The sequence below is a fragment of the Rhizobacter koreensis genome, from assembly GCF_013366375.1.
GTDB classification, from domain to species: domain Bacteria; phylum Pseudomonadota; class Gammaproteobacteria; order Burkholderiales; family Burkholderiaceae_C; genus Schlegelella_A; species Schlegelella_A koreensis.
In genome coordinates, this window is sequence record NZ_JABWMJ010000001.1 from 751746 (window position 1) to 768693 (window position 16948).

The 16948-nt window shown below is 71.1% G+C and carries 15 protein-coding genes; 10 read left to right on the forward strand and 5 right to left on the reverse strand.

The genetic code is table 11. The annotated features are described in order from the left end of the window. The first annotated feature begins 152 nt into the window (after positions 1–152). Both HQN59_RS03255 and HQN59_RS03260 read left to right on the forward strand, forming a co-directional pair. Positions 153–527: a hypothetical protein gene (locus HQN59_RS03255; RefSeq protein WP_176065968.1), complete on the forward strand. Its 375-nt coding sequence runs from the start codon at positions 153–155 to the stop codon at positions 525–527. A 186-nt stretch (positions 528–713) separates the two neighbouring features. Next, on the forward strand, positions 714–1163 hold the full coding sequence (locus HQN59_RS03260; RefSeq protein ID WP_176065970.1) for a LapA family protein: 450 nt from the start codon (positions 714–716) through the stop codon (positions 1161–1163). Positions 1164–1269: 106 nt separating this feature from the next. Here HQN59_RS03260 and HQN59_RS03265 read toward each other — a convergent pair whose 3' ends face one another. After that, positions 1270–3330, reverse strand: a complete 2061-nt coding sequence (locus HQN59_RS03265) for a pyrroloquinoline quinone-dependent dehydrogenase (protein ID WP_176065972.1) — start codon at positions 3328–3330, stop codon at positions 1270–1272. Between the two features lie 99 nt (positions 3331–3429). On the opposite strand from HQN59_RS03265, the gene HQN59_RS03270 reads away from it, so the two are divergent. Further along, the gene (locus HQN59_RS03270) at positions 3430–3975 is read left to right on the forward strand and encodes a YidB family protein (protein ID WP_176065974.1); all 546 of its coding nucleotides are present in this window, start codon (positions 3430–3432) and stop codon (positions 3973–3975) included. Between the two features lie 15 nt (positions 3976–3990). Here the strand turns inward: HQN59_RS03270 and HQN59_RS03275 are convergent, their stop codons facing one another. The 4 genes from HQN59_RS03275 to HQN59_RS03290 all read right to left on the reverse strand — a co-directional run bounded on the left by HQN59_RS03275 (position 3991) and on the right by HQN59_RS03290 (position 8147). After that, on the reverse strand, positions 3991–4323 hold the full coding sequence (locus HQN59_RS03275) for an outer membrane protein assembly factor BamE (RefSeq protein ID WP_176065976.1): 333 nt from the start codon (positions 4321–4323) through the stop codon (positions 3991–3993). Between the two features lie 80 nt (positions 4324–4403). Then, positions 4404–5912, reverse strand: coding sequence for a DHA2 family efflux MFS transporter permease subunit (locus HQN59_RS03280; protein ID WP_176065978.1), 1509 nt, complete (start codon positions 5910–5912; stop codon positions 4404–4406). A 77-nt stretch (positions 5913–5989) separates the two neighbouring features. Then, entirely contained in the window at positions 5990–7156 is a 1167-nt protein-coding gene (locus HQN59_RS03285; RefSeq protein ID WP_176065980.1) for a mandelate racemase/muconate lactonizing enzyme family protein, read from the reverse strand. Between the two features lie 70 nt (positions 7157–7226). After that, a complete protein-coding gene (locus tag HQN59_RS03290; protein WP_176065982.1) occupies positions 7227–8147 on the reverse strand; it encodes a LysR family transcriptional regulator in 921 nt (306 codons plus the stop codon). Positions 8148–8249: 102 nt separating this feature from the next. On the opposite strand from HQN59_RS03290, the gene HQN59_RS03295 reads away from it, so the two are divergent. The 7 genes from HQN59_RS03295 to HQN59_RS03325 all read left to right on the forward strand — a co-directional run bounded on the left by HQN59_RS03295 (position 8250) and on the right by HQN59_RS03325 (position 16932). After that, on the forward strand, positions 8250–9443 hold the full coding sequence (locus HQN59_RS03295; RefSeq protein ID WP_176065984.1) for an acyl-CoA dehydrogenase: 1194 nt from the start codon (positions 8250–8252) through the stop codon (positions 9441–9443). Further along, a complete protein-coding gene (locus tag HQN59_RS03300) occupies positions 9443–10630 on the forward strand; it encodes a CaiB/BaiF CoA transferase family protein (RefSeq protein ID WP_176065986.1) in 1188 nt (395 codons plus the stop codon). Before HQN59_RS03295 ends, HQN59_RS03300 begins: the two co-directional genes overlap by 1 nt. Positions 10631–10680: 50 nt before the next feature. Next, complete coding sequence (locus tag HQN59_RS03305) at positions 10681–11670, forward strand: Bug family tripartite tricarboxylate transporter substrate binding protein (RefSeq protein ID WP_176065988.1); 990 nt, start codon at positions 10681–10683, stop codon at positions 11668–11670. Positions 11671–11848: 178 nt separating this feature from the next. Next, on the forward strand, positions 11849–13966 hold the full coding sequence (locus tag HQN59_RS03310) for a DUF6351 family protein (RefSeq protein ID WP_176065990.1): 2118 nt from the start codon (positions 11849–11851) through the stop codon (positions 13964–13966). Between the two features lie 13 nt (positions 13967–13979). Then, positions 13980–14549, forward strand: coding sequence for a PEP-CTERM sorting domain-containing protein (locus HQN59_RS03315; protein ID WP_176065992.1), 570 nt, complete (start codon positions 13980–13982; stop codon positions 14547–14549). Positions 14550–14746: 197 nt separating this feature from the next. Beyond that, complete coding sequence (gene gudD, locus HQN59_RS03320) at positions 14747–16090, forward strand: glucarate dehydratase (RefSeq protein ID WP_176065994.1); 1344 nt, start codon at positions 14747–14749, stop codon at positions 16088–16090. Between the two features lie 53 nt (positions 16091–16143). Then, on the forward strand, positions 16144–16932 hold the full coding sequence (locus HQN59_RS03325) for an HpcH/HpaI aldolase family protein (RefSeq protein ID WP_176065996.1): 789 nt from the start codon (positions 16144–16146) through the stop codon (positions 16930–16932). The last annotated feature ends 16 nt before the right edge of the window (positions 16933–16948 follow it).

The window sequence follows — 16948 nt, forward strand, 5'->3', positions numbered from 1 at the left end:
TGAGCTCGTGGGATCCGGGTTCGTCGGGTCTTTGCGTTCGGTTTGCGTCGGCGCGCGAGGCGCTTTCTGCAATGTGGGTCGAACTGTAAAGACTCTTTACCCGAGCGTCAACAGGGGCAGACAATCGATGTGACCCGAGCAAACCCGAAGGCATGTCGAACCCCACCGTCACCCGTCGTCAGAACGCGCTCGCCTTGTTCCAGGCGTACGCCGAGCGCGCGCTGGCCGCGGGTGAGGCGCCAAAGGGCCTCGAGCAGGCGTTCGCGGCGGCGATGCAGATCTCCCCCAGCATGTGGAGCCAGATCAAGTCGGCACGCCCGATCGGCGACAAGCTCGCGCGCCAGATCGAGGTGCTCGCCGGCAAGCCGGCCGGCTGGCTCGACCAGACGCACGCCGACGCGCCGCTCAGCGCGGCCGAGAAGGCGTTCCTGGCACACGCGCTCGCCGCGTGGCGTCGCACCAATGCCGCGGGCCGCAAGCGGCTGCTGGCGCAGATGAAGAACGCCGCGGTGGAGGGCGCCGGCTAGGGCCTTGCGCCGCCTCGGCCCGCAGGGTGATCCTTCCCGTAGCGTTAACAGGCCCTGGTTCTCAGCGCCAGCGTGTCAGCGTCGTCCCATGCGCCGGCGCGCCGCTGTCCCGCATCGGCCGCGCCATGCTCCGTGCAACCATTCGGCCCCGTTAACGCCAGCGGCTGCCCGGCAGCCAACATCGCCATGCGTGCTCGCTCGATCATCATCTTCGTCGGCGTGGTTCTGCTGCTCGCGTTCGTCGCGCTCAACTGGTCCACGTTCGTCACGCCGACCGTGTTCAGCCTCGGCTTCGCAGCGTACGAGGCGCCGCTCTGGGTCGTGATGCTGGGCCTCGTGGGCGCCGTCGCGGCGCTGTTCGCGATCCACACCATCTTCTGGCAGGGCTCGGTGATCCTCGAGAGCCGCCGGCACGCCAAGGAGCTGCAGAGCCAGCGTGCGCTCGTCGACCAGGCCGAGGCGTCGCGCATCGCCGAGCTGCGCGCGGCGATGCAGGAGAACATGGATCGCCTCGCGCTGCGCATCGAGCAGTCGCAGGAGGCGATGCGCACCGAGCTGCGCGAGAGCACCAACTCGCTCGCCGCGATGATTGGCGAGTTCGAGGACCGCGTCGCGTCACGGCCGCCGCTGCGCTGAGGCGTCGGCGCGGGGCAGCGCGGCGCGCGGGGCGCCGCACGTCCACGTCAGCCGACCTCGAGCGCCAATCGCGGCGTTCGCTTCCCGGCTCGACTTTGGACGGCGCTCAGCGCGGCCTCGCCGCCCGGGCTCGCCGCCGCGCTCGCCACCCGAGGCCGGCGGCCAACCCCGGCGCCAGCAAGCCGACCGTGACCAGCGCGCCCGCCACGAAGCGCCCGCCCGGCTGATCGAACGTGCGGTCGACGAGGCTGCGCGCCGGCTCTCCGGGCGCCGGCAGCGCGAACGCGACCAGCGCGTCGCTGGTCGCGGTGCCGACCTGGCCGTGGCCGCCGGCGGCGATCACCACGTACTGGCGGTCGTTCCAGCGATACGTCATCGGCGTTGCCATCCCTGGCGCGGGCAGCCGGCCGCGCCACAGCTCGGCGCCGCTCGCCGCATCGAAGGCGCGCAGGTAGCGATCCATCGCGGCGCCGATGAAGACCAGCCCGCCGGCGGTCGCGAGCGGGCCGCCGAGATTCGGCGTGCCGCTCCGGAGCGCGAGCCCGAGCGGCAGGATCTCCTCGCCGGTGCCGAGCGTCGACTGCCAGACGATGCGCCGCGCGCCGAGATCGAGCGCGGCCAGGGCCCCCCACGGCGGCGGGTTGCAGGGAGCGCCGAACGGCGACAGCAGCACGTCGCGCTGCATGCCGTACGCGGTGCCGGCCTGCGCGCTCACTTCGCTGTTCGGATGCGCGGCCTTGACGGCGGCGAAGTCCGCGCGCGGGATCAGGCGGATGCGATGAGCCATCCGGCTCGTGTTCGCGTAGATCACGCCGGCGGGCGAGACCGCGATGCCGCCCCAGTTGACCCCGCCGCCGGTGAACGGGAACACCAGCGTGCCCCGCTCGCTGGGGGGCGTGTAGAGGCCCTCGTTGCGCAGGGCGCCGATCGCTCGCGCGCAGGCGCCCTGGTCGTACGGCGTGAAGCCCCAGGCGTCGCCGGCGGCAAGGCGGCTCGGCACCAATGCCGGCAGATCGGCCGGGAAGACCTGCGTCGGCGCCACGTGCTCGCCCGGCGCGCCGCCCTGCGGCACCGGGCGTTCCTCGACCGGAAACAGCGGCCTTCCGGTCTCCCGGTCGAGCACGAACACGAAGCCCTGCTTGGTGGCCTGGATCACCACGTCGCGCCGCGCGCCGTCGATCGCGAGCGTGGCGAGCGTCGGCTGCGCGGGCACGTCGTAGTCCCAGAGATCGTGGCGCACGATCTGGAACGCCCAGGCGAGGCGGCCGGTCTCGACGTGCAGCGCGACCACCGAGTCGGCATGGCGGTTGTCGCCCGGGCGCTCGGCGCCGTAGAAGTCGGGGCTCGGGCTCGACGTCGGCAGGAACACGAGACCGCGCACCGCGTCGGCCGACATCGGTGCCCACACGTTGGCGGCGCCCGGGCTCGTCGCCGGCTTGGCGCCGCGCTCGATCGGATCCCAGGTCCAGAGCAGGCGGCCGCTGCGCGCGTCGAAGCCGCGTACCGCACCCGACGGTGCGTCGGCGCGCCGGTTGTCGTCGATCGCCGAGCCGACCACGACGACGTCGCGGCTCACGATCGGCGCCGACGAGACCTGGAACTCGCCCGGCCAGTCGAGCCGGCCGGTGTCGATGCGCACCGTGCCGGCGTCGCCGAAGCCGGCGCACGGTCGGCCGGTCGCGGCGTCGAGCGCGATGAGGCGGGCGTCGACGGTCGCGCTGAAGATGCGCGTGGCGCAGGCGGCATCGGTCGGCGCGCGGGCATCGCGCCACTGCGCGACGCCCCGGCAGTTGTAACGGTTCGCCGGGCGGCGGTCGGTTGCGACCCGCGGGTCGAAGCGCCAGCGCTCGGCGCCGCTCGCCGGGTCGAGCGCGATCACCTCGTTGAAGGCGGAGCAGAACACCAGGTGGCGCTCGGTGAGGATCGGCGTCGCCTGGAACTTGACGCGACGCATCAGCGCCGGGTCGCGCCGCGCGGCGTCGCCGGTACGGTAGAGCCACTGCCGGCGCAGCCCGTCGACGTTGGCCGGCGTGATCTGGTCGGCGTCGCTCCAGCGCCGGCCTTCGTCGGTACCACCGTAAGCCGGCCAGCCGGTCTCGGCGCCGGGCGCCGGCGCGGCGCCGATCGACGTGGCGACGAGGGCGGCGAGGAGCGGCAGGCGTGGCATGGTCGATCGGCGGTCAGCGGGGCGATGTTCGCACCCGCTCGCGGGCGCGCGTATGCTGCCGCTCCCGTGCCTTGTGCACATCGACCCGAGGAGCGCGCGATGGGCTTGCTGGATCAGATCGTCGGCGGACTCGCCGGCAACGCACTCGGCCGCGGCTCCGACCCGCGCGGCGGCGGACGAGGCGGCGTGCTGATGGCGCTGCTGCCGGTGCTGCTCGGCATGCTCGCGAACCGCGCCGGCGGGGCGTCGGGCGGTGGCGGGCTCGGCGGCCTGGGCGGCCTGCTCGGCGGTCTCGGCGGGGCTGCGCCGGGCAGCCTCGGTGGGCTCGCGGATGGCGGCGGCCTCGGAGGTCTGGGTGGCCTGCTCGAGCAGTTCACCCAGCGCGGCTATGGTCGGCAGGCGAGTTCGTGGGTCGGCACCGGCGAGAACGAGCCGATTCCGCCGGAAGCGGTCGACAACGTCTTCGGCCGCGACCAGCTTGCGCAGATCGCGAGCCAGGCGGGCGTCGGCGAGGACGAGGCGCGCTCCGGGCTCGCGGAGCTGCTGCCGCACGTCGTCGATCGCATGACCCCCGAGGGACGCCTGCCCGGCCAGGACGAGTTCCTGTCGAGCATCGACGAACTCACGCGCGACCTGTCGCGCTGAGGCGGTCGTCCCGGATCACGAGCGGCTCGGCGCGTCGCACGCCGGATCCCACGCGGTGCCGATGTCGCGCACCGTTCCGTCGGGGCGCAGGCTCACCTGGTAGATGATGCAGTCGGCCCGGTTGTAGCGGTAGTTCCAGATCGTCAGGTTCTCCTGTCGCACGCCGAACGCCCAGGTCGGCGGACCGACGCGGTCGAGCACGTTCTGGCGGCTCATGCCGGGCTGGATCGCGCGCAGCGCGGCCTCGGTCGGTCGCGGGCCGCCGGCAAGCATCATCGAGCAACCGCTGGCGGCGAGCGCCGCGAGCAGCGCGGCGGCAGCGCCGCGCAAGGGTCTGGCAACGAACATCTCGAATCTCCTGAAGGCACAATGAGCTTCGGACCCGCGGGTGCGGCGCCGGTTCCGGGCCCTGCGCTCCGGCAGGCGGCTCAATGCGGCGCGGCGCCCGCGCGTCGGGCGACCGTGCCCCGGAAGGCCCAGGCGCCCAGTGCCGCTGCGGCAAACGCGAAGCCTGCCCCGATCGCGAACGCGAGCTGGTAGCCCGCGTTGAGCGTCGCGCGGTCGGCGCTGCCGGCTGCCGTGCCGGCAGCGCCGCTGTGCGCCGCCGCGAGGCTGGCGAGCACCGCCAGGCCGAGCGCGCCGCCCATCATGAACGAGGTGTTGACGATGCCCGATGCGAGGCCGGACTCGCTCTCGGGCACGTCGCCCATCGCGGCGAGCAGCAGCGGGTTGAACGCGATGCCGGCGCCGAGGCCGAGCAGCAGCATGCCCGGCAGCACGTCGACGACGAAGCTGCCGCCGACCGGCGCGCGCGCGAAGAGGAGCAGCCCCACCGCCTGCGCGAGCAGTCCGGCCACCATCGGTCCGCGGATGCCGAAGCGCATCACGACGCGCGCCGAGAGGCCGAGCGAGCACACCGCCATCACCAGGTTGGTCGGCAGGAACGCGAGACCGACCTGCGACGCGCTGTACCCGAGGACGCGCTGCAGGTAGAGCGCCGACAGGAAGAAGCACGCGAACATCGCGGCCGACCAGAGCACCGCGATCACGTTCGATGCCGCGATCGCGCGCGAGCGCAGCAGGCGCAGCGGCATCAGGGGCTGGGCGACGCGTGCCTCGATCGCGACGAAGACGCCGAGCAGCACGGCGGCGGCGCCGAGCCCGGCGAGCGTGCGCGGCGCGGTCCAGCCGATCTCGGTGCCGCCGACGATCGCGAACACCGCGAGCATCAGCGCCGCCGTCACCGTGATCGCGCCGAACACGTCGAGGCGCGGCCGTTCGTTCGTGCTGCGTGCCGTCGGCAGCAGCGCCAGGCTGAGGGCGATCACGCCGATGCCGATCGGCAGGTTGACGAGGAAGATCCAGTGCCAGCTGTAGAGGTCGGTCAGCGTGCCGCCGAGCAGCACGCCGATCGAGCCGCCGCCGGCGCACACGAACCCGTAGACGCCCATCGCCTTGGCGCGTTCGGCGGGCTCGGTGAAGAGGTTCATCAGGAGTGCGAGCGCGACCGCCTCGACGATCGCGCCGCCGACGCCCTGGATGGCGCGCGCGACCACCAGCGTGACCTGCGACGACGCGATGCCGCACGCCAGCGACGCCAACGTGAAGATCGCGACGCCGATGACGAACAGGCGCCGCTGGCCGTAGAGGTCGCCGAGCCGCCCGCCGAGCAACAGGAACCCGCCGCAGGTGAGCATGTAGCCGTTGACGACCCAGACCAGCGTCGCTTCGCTGAAGCCGAGGTCGGCGCGGATCGACGGCAGCGCGACGTTGACGATGGTGATGTCGAGCACCGCCATCAGGACGCCCAGGCAGACCACGCCGAGCGCGACCCAGCGGGTGCGCGGCGAGAGCGTTCGAGGGTGGGCGACCTGGGGAGCGGCTGGCGGGAGGTCGAGCGCCGGCGGGGCGGTGGCGGCCTTCGAGATGTCGTTCATGCGCCGTCTTGTAGCACCCCGCGCGAGGCGGTCTGCCTCCCGCCGGGTGGTGCAAGGAGGGCGGGCGCCCGCGGCCCTCAGCTCGCGAGGTCGCGCATCTCGCGATAGAGGTCGGACTTGCCCTCGAAGCCGATGCCGGGCAGGTCGGGCAGCGTGACGTAGCCGTCCTCGACCTGCACGCCGTCGGGAAAGCCGCCGTACGGCTGGAACAGGTCGGGGTACGACTCGTTGCCGCCGAGGCCGAGCCCGGCGGCGATCGCGAGCGACATCTGGTGGCCGCCGTGCGGCACGCAGCGGCGCGGCGACCAGCCGTGCTCCTTCAGCATGTCGAGCGTGCGCAGGTACTCCACCAGGCCGTAGCTGAGCGCGCAGTCGAACTGCAGCCAGTCGCGGTCGGGACGCATGCCGCCGTAGCGGATGAGGTTGCGCGCGTCCTGCATCGAGAACAGGTTCTCGCCGGTCGCCATCGGTCCGGCGTAGTGGTTCGCGAGCTCGGCCTGCAGCGCGTAGTCGAGCGGGTCGCCCGGCTCCTCGTACCAGAAGAGGTCGTAATTCGAGAGCGCCTTGGCGTACTCGATCGCGGTCGGCAGGTCGAAGCGGCCGTTGGCGTCGACCGCGAGTTCCTGACCCGGCTTGAGGAGGCGCAGCACCGCCTCGATGCGGCGCCGGTCCTCGTCGAGCGGCGCGCCACCGATCTTCTTCTTGACGACCGAGTAGCCGCGGTCGAGATAGCTCTGCATCTCGCGCTGCAGGCCCTCGATGCCCTGGCCGGGCCAGTAGTAGCCGCCTGCCGCGTAGACGAAGACCTTGCGGTTCGGCGTGCCGTTGCCGTAGCGCTCGGCGAGCAGCTGGAACAGCGGCTTGCCCTCGATCTTGGCGACGGCGTCCCAGACCGCCATGTCGATGGTGCCGACCGCGACCGAGCGCTCGCCGTGGCCGCCCGGCTTCTCGTTGGTCATCAAGGTGCGCCAGATTTTGTGCGGGTCGAAGTTATCGCGCACGTCATCGAGCAGGCTCGCGGGGTCGGCTTCCAGCAGGCGCGGGAAGAAGCGCTCGCGCATCATCGAGCCCTGCCCGTAGCGGCCGTTCGAGTTGAAGCCGTAGCCGATCACCGGCTTGCCGTCCCGCACGACGTCGGTGACCACGGCGACGAGGCTCAGCGTCATCCGGGAGAAGTCGATGTACGCGTTGCGGATGTCCGACTTGATCGGCTTGGTGGCTTCGCGGATGTCGACGATCTTCATGATGGCTTCGGGTCGAGGGGGCGCGACGGGTAGGCGTGCGGGCAATCGGCAAACCCGCTCCGCGCAGAGGCTACTCGGCGAACTCGGCGCCGGCGCGGTCGCGGTACGCCTTGGCCTCGCCTTCCACCCACGCCTTGAACGCCGCGAGCGTGGGGTCGTGCGCTCGCCGCTCGGGCCAGATCAGGTAGTACGAGCGATCGCTGAACAGGCTGTGGCTGGTGAGCTGCACGAGGCTGCCGTCGGCGAGCTCGTCTTCGACCAGGAAGCGCGGGACGAGGGCGATGCCGAGGCCGTGCATCGCCGCCTGCGACATCATCGAGAACAGCTCCATGCGCGGGCCGGCGAGGTCGCCCTCGAAGCGCACGCCAACCGATTCGAACCAGCGCCGCCAGGCGTACGGCCGCGTGGTCGCCTGCAGCAGCTCGAAGCGCGTCAGGTCCGCCGGCTTGAGCTTCTTGCGCGCGCCGACCAGGGCCGGGCTGCCGACCGCGATCAGCTGCTCGTGCATCAGTAGGGTCGATTCGGTGCCGGGCCAGCCCGCGTAGCCGGCGTGCAGCGCCGCGTCGAGCGCGGTCTCCTCGAACGAGAACGGCCGCACCCGCGGCGTGAGATGCAGAGTGATGCCGGGGTGGTCGCGCTTGAAGGCGGGAAGGCGCGGCAGCAGCCAGCGCGTCGCGAAGGTCGGCATCACCCCGAGCTCGAGCGAGCGCTCGGCGCCGCCGTTGGCCATCACCGCGAGGGTGTCGCGCTCGACCTCGTCGAGGCGGGCGCGCACGTTCTGGCTGAAGCGCGCGCCGGCTTCGGTGAGCAGGATGCCGCGCCGCGTGCGGCGGAACAGCTTGACGTCGACGAAGCGCTCGAGCGCCGCGATCTGCCGGCACACCGCGCTCTGCGTGAGGGCGAGCTCGTCGGCGGCGCGCGTGAAGCTCTGGTGGCGGGCGGCCGCCTCGAAAGCGGTCAGCGCATGGGTCGAGGGGATCTTGCGGCGCATGCGGCTCGTTCCTCGGAGTTCCATTCACGCACGAGTGAGTGCCGACAAAGCGTTTGCGCGTGACGAGCGTCGCATTCTAGAGTCGCACATCGAGGACGATTCATGCCATCCAGGAACTCCGACACCCGCTTCCACTGGGACGACCCCCTCCTGCTCGACGCCCAGCTCACGGACGACGAACGCGCGATCCGCGACGCCGCCGCGAGCTACTGCCAGGAGCGCCTGCTGCCGCGCGCCACCGAGTCGTTCCGGAACGGCACCACCGACCCGGCCATCTTTCGCGAGATGGGCGAGCTGGGCCTCTTGGGCGCGACCATTCCCGAGGCCTACGGCGGCGCCGGCCTCAACTACGTCTCGTACGGCCTCGTCGCGCGCGAGGTCGAGCGCGTCGACTCGGGCTATCGATCGATGATGAGCGTGCAGTCCTCGCTCGTCATGGTGCCGATCAACGCGTTCGGCACCGAGGCGCAAAAGCAGAAGTACCTCCCGAAGCTTGCCAGGGGCGAGTGGGTCGGCTGCTTCGGCCTGACGGAGCCCGACCACGGCTCCGACCCCGGCGGCATGGTCACGCGGGCCCGGAAGGTCGAGGGCGGCTACTCGCTCAGCGGCGCCAAGATGTGGATCACCAACAGCCCGATCGCCGACGTGTTCGTCGTCTGGGCCAAGGACGACGAGGGCCAGATCCGCGGCTTCATCCTGGAAAAGGGGATGAAGGGCCTCACGGCCCCGGCGATCCACGGCAAGGTGGGCCTGCGCACCAGCATCACCGGCGAGATCGTGCTGGACGGCGTGTTCTGCCCCGAGGAGAACGCGTTCCCGGACGTCAGAGGGCTCAAGGGCCCGTTCACCTGCCTCAACAGCGCCCGATACGGCATCGCCTGGGGCGCGCTCGGCGCGGCCGAGGACTGCTTTCATCGGGCGCGGAACTACGTGCTCGAACGCAAGCAGTTCGGCCGGCCGCTTGCCGCGAACCAGCTCGTGCAGAAGAAGCTCGCCGACATGCAGACCGAGATCGCGCTGGGCCTGCAGGGGTGCCTCAGGCTCGGGCGGATGAAGGACGAGGGAATCGCCTCGCCCGAGATCACGTCGATCATGAAGCGCAACTCGTGCGGCAAGGCGCTCGACATCGCGCGGGTGGCGCGCGACATGCTCGGCGGCAACGGCATCTCGGACGAGTACGGCGTGATCCGCCACGTCGTCAACCTCGAGGTGGTCAACACCTACGAGGGCACCCACGACGTGCACGCGCTGATCCTGGGCCGCGCGATCACGGGCATCGCGGCGTTCGGCGGCTGATGGCCGGCGCGCTGTCGCACCTTCGCGTGCTCGACCTGTCGCGCGTGCTCGCGGGGCCGTGGGCCGCTCAGATGCTCGGCGACCTCGGCGCTGACGTCGTGAAGGTCGAGCGGCCCGAGGTCGGCGACGACACGCGCGCCTGGGGCCCGCCGTGGCTCGACGAGGTCGACGGTGCCGCGCGCGAGTCGGCGTATCACCTCTGCGCGAACCGCAACAAGCGCTCGATCACGCTCGAGCTCGGCGACCCCGCCGACCGCGAGACGGTGCGCGCGCTGGCCGCCAAGGCCGACGTGCTGATCGAGAACTTCAAGGTCGGCGGACTCGCGCGCTACGGGCTCGATTACGCGAGCCTCAGTGCGCTCAACCCGCGCCTCGTCTACTGCTCGATCACGGGGTTTGGTCAGACCGGCCCGTACGCGCCGCGCGCCGGCTACGACGTACTGATCCAGGGCATGGGCGGGCTGATGAGCGTGACCGGCCGCGCCGACCACGAGCCGGGCGCCGGGCCGCAGAAGGTCGGCGTCGCGCTCACCGACATCATGACCGGGCTGCACGCCGCGATCGCGATCCTCGCCGCCCTTGCGCATCGCGAGAAGAGCGGGCGCGGCCAGCACATCGACCTGGCGCTGCTCGACGTGCAGGTCGCGAGCCTCGCCAACCAGGCGACCAACTACCTGGTGAGCGGCAAGGCGCCGGTGCGCATGGGCAACGCGCACCCGAGCATCGTGCCGTACCAGGACTTCCCGACCGCCGACGGCGACCTCATCCTCGCGGTCGGCAACGACGCCCAGTTCGCGCGCTTCTGCGAAGCCGCGGGGCGGCCCGAGTGGCCGAAGGACGCGCGCTATGCGACCAACGCCGAGCGGGTCGCGCACCGCGCCGAGCTGGTGCCGCTGATCCGTCAGCTCACGGTCATGCGGACCACGGCCGAATGGATCGCGCTGCTCGAGGGCGCCGGCGTTCCGTGCGGGCCGATCAACCGCATTGACCAGGTGTTCGCCGACCCGCAGGTCGAGGCGCGCGGGCTCCGGGTCGAGATCCCGCATCCCGCGCGGGGGCAGGTGTCGGTGGTCGCCAACCCGGTGCGCCTCTCTGAAACGCCGGTCGAGTACCGGCTGCCGACCCCCGCGCTCGGCGCGCACACCGACGAGGTGCTCGCCGACTGGCTCGGCCGTGCACCGCCCTGAAGCGAGCGCCGCCCGACTGCATCCGACACCAAGAACCCGAGGAGACAAGCATGAAGCCAACCCACCCGACGCGCCGCGCCTCGCTGCACTGGCTGCTCGGCAGCACGCTCGCGCTCGCGAGCGGGCTCGCCGCCGCCCAGGGCTACCCCAGCAAGCCGATCCGCCTCATCGTTCCGTTCGCGCCCGGCGGCACCACCGACATCGTCGCGCGCGCGGTCGGCGATCCGCTCGCCAAGGAGCTCGGTCAGCCGGTGATCATCGAGAACCGCGGCGGCGGCGGCGGGTCGATCGGCGCGCTCGCGCTCGCCAAGTCGCCGCCCGACGGCTACACGCTCGGCGTCGCCACCGTGAGCACGATGGCGACCAACCCGGCGACCAACCCGCAGCTGGCGTACGACCCGATCAAGGACTTCGTGCCGGTCATCAACCTCGCCAACGTGCCGAACGTGCTGACGGTGAACCCGAAGGTCCCGGCCAGGAACCTCGCCGAGTTCATCGCGCTGCTCAAGAGCCAGCCGGGCCAGTACAGCTACGCGACGCCGGGCATGGGCAGCATCGCGCACCTCGACGGTGAGCTCTTCAAGTCGCTCACCGGGACCAGCATGACGCACATCCCGTACAAGGGGTCCGGGCCGGCACTGAACGACGTGCTGGCCGGCCAGGTCGGCGTGCAGTTCGACAACCTGCCGTCGTCGTACCCGCACATCGAGGCGGGCAAGCTGCGCGCGCTCGCCATCGCGGCGCCGCGCCGTCTCGAGACGATGAAGGACGTGCCGACCTTCGCCGAGCTCGGCCTCAGGGACATGAACAACATGGCGTGGTACGGCATCGTGGCGCCGGCGGGCACGCCGGCCGACATCGTCGCCAAGGTCAACGCGGCGGCCGCCAAGGCGCTCAACGACCCGGGCGTTCGCAAGCGCATCACCGACAACGGCGCCGCGGTCGACGGCGGCACCCCGGATCACTTCGCGTCGATGATCCGGCGCGAGCTCGACCTGCGAAAGAAGATCGCGCGCGACGCGAACATCAAGGTCGAGTGACGCGACGCGGGCCCGCGCGGCGATGGCCGCAACCGCCGGTCCGCGCCGCCCCTGACGATCGCCTCGGCGCCTCAGATGGAACGAATCCACGGCGTCGCGGCTGACCGAACCCTGCGGGCCACGTGCCGCGCAGGTCTTGCGCACCCGCGCACCTTCAGAAGCTGAGAGGAGACAAACCATGCTGAATCGAATGACGCCGCCCCGGCGAGGGCGGCGGCTGTCCCGCGCGATCGCCGCCGTCGCGCTCATGTGCGGAGCGGGCGCCGCGCTCGCCAAGCCTGCCGACCTCACCGTCGAGGCGGTCTCGACGCGCGCCGACCTGGTTTCCGGCGGGGACGTACTGGTCCGCGTCACGCTGCCGGCCGCCGACAACCCGGCGCAGGCGGTGCTCGCCCGCAACGGCACACCGCTGCCCGGGGCGTTGCACCCCGCGCCCGACGGCAACGGCTGGCTTGCCCTGGTGAGCGGCCTGCAGCTCGGCGCCAACTCGCTCACCGTCACGTCGAACGCGGAGGTGGCGCGTCTCGACGTCACCAACCATCCGAACGGCGGGCCGATCTTCTCGGGCCCGCAGATCCAGCCGTGGACCTGCCTCCCGGGTGCGCTCGACGCCCAGTGCAACCGGCCGGTGTCGTATTCGTACTCGTACATGCCGGTCGGCAGCACGACCTTCCAGACCTACAACCCGGCGTCGCCGCCGACCAACGTCCAGCAGATCACGGTGAACGGTCAGACCGTTCCGTACATCGTGCGGGTCGAGAGCCTGACCCAGAACCGCGACGGCGTGACGTTCGCAGTGCTGTTCAACCCGAACCAGCCGTGGACGCCGTGGGCGCCGCAGGCGGCCTGGAACAAGGGTGTGCACGTGCTGCAGGGCGCGGGCTGCGGCACCGGCTTCGAGGAAGCCGTGCCCGGCTCGCCGCTCAACGACAACGCCCTGCGCAAGGGCTTCCTCGTGGTGCAGATCAGCCTGGTCCACAACACCCACAACTGCAACCACGTGGTGCAGGCCGAGTCGGTGCTGATGGCCAAGGAGCGCGTCGCCGAGCAGTACGGCCTGTTCGACATCATCTTCGGGCAGGGCAGCTCGGGCGGTGCCATCTCGCAGCTGATGGACCAGAACGCCTACCCGGGCCTCTACGACGGCATCGTCATCAGCCACGTGTTCGTCGACAGCGACGCGTCGCGAATGGCGTCGTACGACTGCAAGGTGGTGTACGACTACTGGGCCCGGCCCGGAACGATCCCGTTCACGCCGGCGCAGCGCGAGGCCGTGGTCGGGATGATCAGCGGCTGCGACTCGCACGTGAACACCACGCGCTACGAGGTCTACAACCCCTCGGTCGGCACCAGTTGCACGGTGCCCGCGGCATTGCGGTTCGACCAGGTCACCAACCCGACCGGCGTGCGCTGCACGCTGCAGGACTACGAGGTGAACCTGGTCGGCCGTCGCCCCGACGGCTACGCCAACGGCCGCCTCGACACCGTTGGCCTGCAGTTCGGCCTGAAGGCGCTGCTCGCGGGGATCATCACGCCGGCGCAGTTTGTCGAGCTGAACGCCAACATCGGCGGTCACGACATCAACTTCAATCGGATCGCGACGCGCATCACCGCCGACCGCCCGGGCCTGAAGCCTCTGTACTGGTCCGGCGCCAACAACATGATGAACAACATGAGCGAGACCGCGATCCTCGAGACGCGTCTGCTCGCGACCGACTTCCACCAGGTGTTCCACGCCTACGTGCTGCGCGCCCGCCTCGACCGCGCGCAAGGGCATCACGACAACCACGTGCGCTGGCGCACGCTGGCGACGACCGATCCGGTGCTCACCAACGCCGCGTTCGACACCATGGTCGAGTGGCTGCGGGCGATCAAGGCCGACACGCGCAACGTGCCGAAGGCGCAGAAGGTCATCGACAACAAGCCGGCGCTGGCGCGCGATCGCTGCACCACCGGCAACGGCGTCGACCAGGACCTCGGCGTCTGCACGCGCCCGCTCGAGCTGACCCGCGTGCTCGCGGGGGCGCCCGACTCGACCGACGTCGGTGCCTGCCAATTGAAAGCACTGAACTCGGCCGACTATCCTGGCGTCGCGTTCACCGCGCAGCAGTGGCAGACCCTGCAGCAGACGTTCCCCAGCGGCGTGTGCGACTTCAGCAAGCCGCTCGTCGACATGGACTGGACCAAGCCATGGATGGACTACTCGGGCGTGCGCGGCAAGCCGATGGGCCCGGCGCCGGTGTCGGTCGACGGCCGCACCACGCAGGTCCCCGCGAGCACGACCAAGAAACGCTAAGAGGAGAGATCCGATGAATCTTCAGAAGACCATCGCACGGGCCGCACTGGCCCTCGCGGCCGCGTTCAGCATGGCCGCGCATGCCGCCCCCGAACTCGTGACCAACGGCGGCTTCGAGACCGGCGACTTCAGCGGCTGGACCACGACCAACGCACCGGGCCTGGCGTCGATGTACGGCGTCGATACCGCCGGCCCGCGCCAGGGCAACTACTCGGCGTTCTTCGCCGGCACCGCGCCTGGCGACAGCATCTCGCAGACGATCGCCACGCTGGCCAACACGAGCTACCTGCTCAGCTTCATGCTCGACGTCGATGCGAACAGCGCGAACGGCTCGTTCGTCGTCAGCCTCGGCGGCACGCCGGTCTACACGGCACCGATGTCGGCCTTCGCGTTCGGGCTGGTGTCGCTGCCGGTATGGTCGAGCGCGGCCAACGGCGTGCTGAGCTTCGCGGCCACCAACGTCGACGGCTTCTACACGCTTGACAGCGTGAGCGTCAGCGCGCTGCCGGAACCGTCGACCCTGCTCCTGATGGCTGGCGGGCTCGCCGCCGCCGCGGCGCTGCGCCGCCGCAAGGCCGACTGAGTCTCGTTGCTCCCGAAGCCGTCTGCCCGGGGTTCCCGCCGCGGCAGGCTTCCAGGCCGGCACCCGCCGGCTTTTTTCTTCCGAGGCTCGGCACCGTCCGGTTTCTCTGCTCGGGCCGCTGGTGCTTTCACCGATGGCGCCCCGCACGGCGTGCGAATCGGGTGCACGATGCGCGACTGCCGAAACCGGAACACGTCATGACGCCCACCCCCGCACGATCGACCCCGCACGTCACCGAGCTGCGCGTCATCCCCGTCGCCGGCCGCGATAGCATGCTGCTCAACCTGAGCGGTGCGCACGGTCCGTTCTTCACGCGCAACCTCGTCATCCTCACCGACAGTGCGGGCCGCAGCGGTGTCGGCGAGGTGCCGGGCGGCGAGAAGATCCGCCAGACCCTGGAGGGCGCGCGCCCGCTCGTCGTCGGCCAGCCGATCGGCGCCTGGCAGCGCGTGCTGCGCGAGGTGCAGGCGCGCTTCGCCGACCGCGACGCCGGCGGGCGCGGGCTGCAGACGTTCGACCTGCGCACCACCATCCATGCCGTCACGGCGCTCGAGTCGGCGCTGCTCGACCTGCTCGGCCAGCACCTCGAGGTGCCGGTCTGCGCGCTGCTCGGCGAAGGCCAGCAGCGCGAGGCGGTCGAGATGCTCGGCTATCTTTTTTTCGTCGGCGACCGCAGCAAGACCGACCTGCCGTACCACGATGGCAGCGACGCCGAGGACGACTGGACGCGCCTTCGCCACGAGGTCGCGCTCACCCCCGAGGCGGTCGTGCGCCTGGCCGAGGCGGCCGAGGCGCGCTACGGCTTCAACGACTTCAAGCTCAAGGGCGGCGTGCTGCGGGGCGACGAAGAGGTCGAGGCGATCCGCGCCCTCCACGAGCGCTTTCCCGACGCGCGCGTGACGCTCGACCCCAACGGCGGCTGGCTCCTGAAGGACGCGATCCGCCTGATGCGCGACATGCACGGCATCGTCGCCTACGCCGAGGACCCGTGCGGCGCCGAAGGCGGCTTTTCGGGCCGCGAGGTGATGGCCGAGTTCCGCCGTGCGACCGGCCTGCCGACCGCGACCAACATGATCGCAACCGACTGGCGCCAGCTCAGCCACGCGCTCGCGCTGCAGTCGGTCGACATCCCGCTCGCCGACCCGCACTTCTGGACCATGGCGGGCTCGGTGCGCGTGGCGCAAACCTGCCGCGACTGGGGCCTCACCTGGGGCTCGCACTCGAACAACCACTTCGACGTGTCGCTCGCGATGTTCACCCACGTCGGTGCCGCCGCGCCCGGGCGCGTGACGGCGATCGACACCCACTGGATCTGGCAGGACGGCCAGCGCCTCACGAAGGAGCCGCTGCGCATCGAGGGCGGTCACGTGCAGGTACCGAACAGGCCCGGTCTCGGCGTCGAGCTCGACATGCAGGAGGTCGACAAGGCCAACCGGCTCTACATGGAGCACGGCCTCGGTGCCCGTGACGACGCCGCGGCGATGCAATATCTGATCCCCGGCTGGAGCTTCGATCCCAAGCGGCCGGCGTTCGACCGCTGACGCACGGCGGGCGGAGGCTGCATCATCGGCGGCCCACACCACCAGGAGAGGACATGAGAGCGAACCGCCTGCGGGCACTCTGGCAATCGGGCGGCGCCGCCGTCAACGGCTGGCTCGCCATTCCCGACGCGTTCTCGGCCGAGACCATGGCGCACCAGGGCTGGGACTCGCTCACCATCGACCTGCAGCACGGTGTGGTCGACTACGCCGCGATGGTCGGCATGCTGCAGGCGATCTCGACGACGCCGACGGTGCCGATGGTGCGGGTGCCCTGGCTCGAGCCCGGCATCCTGATGAAGACGCTCGACGCCGGCGCGTATGCGGTGATCTGCCCGATGGTCAACAGCCGCGAGGACGCGGAGAAGCTCGTCGCCTACACCCACTACGCACCGCGCGGAACCCGCAGCTTCGGGCCGATCCGCTCGCTCCTCTACGGTGGCGCGGACTACCCGACGCACGCCAACGACACCATCGTCACCTTCGCGATGATCGAGACCGCCAAGGCGCTCGACAACCTCGATGCCATCCTCTCGACCGAGGGGCTGGATGCGATCTACATCGGCCCCTCGGACCTTTCGCTCTCGCTCGGCTGCAAGCCGTCGATGGACGAGCTCGAGCCGAAGGCGGCCGAGGCCGTCGAGCACATCCTCGCGCGCGCCAAGGCGCACGGTGTGGTCGCCGGCATCCACAACAGCGCGCCCGCGGCAGCGCTCGCGCGCATCGCCAAGGGCTTCCAGTTCGTCACCATCAGCTCCGACGCGCGGCTGATGGCCGCCGGCGCGCAGCAGGTGATGGCCGAGATGAGGAAGGGCCTGCCGGCGGCACCCGTCGGGCCGTACTGACCCGGTCTGCGAAGAC